The sequence below is a fragment of the Devosia geojensis genome (assembly GCF_000969415.1).
In the GTDB taxonomy this organism is placed as follows: domain Bacteria; phylum Pseudomonadota; class Alphaproteobacteria; order Rhizobiales; family Devosiaceae; genus Devosia; species Devosia geojensis.
In genome coordinates, this window is sequence record NZ_JZEX01000073.1 from 1 (window position 1) to 2434 (window position 2434).

Here is a 2434-nt window from a genome sequence, read left to right on the forward strand (position 1 = left end):
CCTTCGCCTTCCTCCCCCTTGAGGGGAGGGAATGAGGGTGGGGGTGGTTCGGTGAGCCACTGAAGCTTCCCCCATCCCGGGCCCCCTCGTGGGAGGGGAGCCCCCCAGCTCGTGCTTCCGCCTCACTCGCTGCCGCTCACCGGCACCTTGTTCTGGATATGGGCCTCGATCTTCTCGCTGACCATGCGCTTGAACCGGTCCTTCTCCCGGTCCGCATGGTCGACGATCTCGCGCACCCGCCAGAACTCGAGCGCGCCGAAGTTCGCCACGTGCGGGCGCACATAGACGTCGGGCGGGTAGGCCGCCATCATGTGGGCGGTCAGCGAGTGCATCATGATCTGCGCCGAGCCGAACCAGAGGTCGACCGCGTTGTGGTTGACCTTGGTGAGGCCATGCGAGGGATCGCCGTTGACGTCGATGCCGATGAGGAAGTCGGTGCCGATATCGGCCTGGTCGAGCGGCAGTGGATTGACCACGCCCCCGTCGACCAACAGGTGGTTGTCGAAGTAGACCGGCTTGAACAAGCTGGGAATGGCGATGGAGCCGGCGATCGCCGGCCGCACCAGGCCTGAGCTGAACACCGCCGGGTGCCAGGACTGGAAATCGGTCGCCACCACATAGAGCGGCACGCGCAGGTCGCTGAACTGCGGCGGGAAGCCGTCGGGGAGGAACGCGTCGACCACCGCGTTGGCGTCGAGTTGCGTTGGAAGGCCGTTCTGCAGCAGGCTGCCGAGCCCGCGCACGTGCCGCGCCCAGAGCCGCCCCGCGATGACGCGCAGCGTCCCCAGCACTTCATAGGCGTGCTCGCGGATTTCGGCGCCCTTCATGCCGTTGGCCCAGCCGGCCCCGATCAGCGCGCCGATCGATGTGCCGGCGATCACCGAGGGCGTCAGCCCCAGCTCGTCCATCGCCTCGATATAGGGGATATGGGTCAGCCCGCGCGCCGAGCCGCCACCGAGCGCGACCCCGATGCGCAGCCCCTCGCCGGCGCCGGGCGCCTTCGGCTTGTCGCCACGCATGCGCTCGATCACCCGCTGCCCGCGCTGTTGCAGCGGCGTCAGTCGCGCGGCCGCGGTATCGATGGCCGCATCGAGCGCCGCCGCCGCTTCACTCTCCGCGCTCGACGGCGCGCCAGCCGATGTCGCGCCGGCAGAAACCCTGCGGCCAAGCAATCTGATCAACGCATTCGTAAGCACGCTTTTGTGCCTCCGCCACCGTGGCGCCGAGCGCGGTGACATTGAGCACACGCCCGCCAGCGGCGAGCAAACGTTCGCCTTCGCGCTTCGTTCCGGCATGGAACACCTGAACGTCGCCCGTGTCGAGCCCTTCGGCTCCCTTGATCTCCGAGCCCTTTGCGTAGTCGCCCGGATACCCCTTGGTGGCGAGGATCACCGTCAGCGCCGCTTCCTCCCGCCAGACCGCGAACTTGCCGGCAAGGTTGCCCGTGGCCGTCGCGTGCAGCAGATCCAGCACATCCGAGCGCAGTCGCATCATCATCACCTGGCACTCGGGGTCGCCGAAGCGCGCATTGTATTCGACGAGCTTGGGACCCTGCGCCGTCAGCATCAGCCCGGCATAGAAGACGCCCTGATAGGGGGTGCCGCGACGGATGAGTCCCTCGACGGTGGGATTGACGATCGTCTCCATCGCCTGGCGCGTCAGCGCCTCGGTCAATACCGGAGCGGGCGAATACGCACCCATGCCGCCGGTGTTCGGGCCTGTGTCGCCGTCGAAGGCGCGCTTGTGGTCCTGGGCCGAGGCGAGGAGCAGCGTGTTGCGCCCGTCGCAGAGAACGAAAAGGCTCACCTCCTCGCCCTCCATGAACTCCTCGATCACCACCTCCGCGCCCGAGGCCCCGAAGGTGCCGGCAAAGCAATCCCTGATCGCCGCCTCGGCGTCCTCGAGCGTCATGGCGACCGTCACGCCCTTGCCGGCGGCGAGCCCGTCCGCCTTGACGACGATCGGGGCGCCCTGTTGGCGCAGATATGCCAGGGCATCCGCCTCGTTGTCGAAATGGCCGTAGGCGGCGGTCGGGATGCCCATCTCGTCGCAGAGCGCCTTGGTGAAGCTCTTCGAGCCTTCGAGCTGGCCGGCCGCCTTCGAGGGACAGAAGCAGGTGAACCCGGCCGCCCGCAGGTCGTCGCCGAGCCCTGCCACCACCTGCGCGTCCGGCCCCACCACCACGAAATCGATGCTGAGCCGCCGACAGGACTCGATCACCGCCGAATGGTCGGTGATATCAAGGGAAACGTTCTCGCCCACCGCCTCGGTGCCGGCGTTCCCCGGCGCGATATAAAGCTTCGTCAGCCGCGGCGACTGCGCGATCTTCCATGCCAGGGCATGTTCGCGCCCGCCCGAACCGATGACCATTACCCGCATGCGTTAGGCCCCCCGTCACCTTGCTGCTTGCCGTCTCGTGCGCCCTCTCCCACAT

Annotated in this window: 2 protein-coding genes; both read right to left on the minus strand. The window is 67.7% G+C overall.

The genetic code is table 11. From position 1 onward, the window contains the following. Positions 1 to 122 precede the first annotated feature (122 nt). Positions 123 to 1181: a patatin-like phospholipase family protein gene (locus VE25_RS07025; protein WP_152664540.1), complete on the minus strand. Its 1059-nt coding sequence runs from the start codon at positions 1179 to 1181 to the stop codon at positions 123 to 125. After that, the gene (gene purD, locus VE25_RS07030) at positions 1108 to 2379 is read right to left on the minus strand and encodes a phosphoribosylamine--glycine ligase (protein WP_046107900.1); all 1272 of its coding nucleotides are present in this window, start codon (positions 2377 to 2379) and stop codon (positions 1108 to 1110) included. The genes VE25_RS07025 and purD overlap by 74 nt, the downstream gene beginning before the upstream one ends. Positions 2380 to 2434: the final 55 nt, after the last annotated feature.

Coding starts and splice junctions, on each gene's coding strand:
- purD (WP_046107900.1), bottom strand. CDS start 2,379: ATGCGGGTAATGGTCATCGGTTCGGGCGGGCGCGAACATGCCCTGGCA.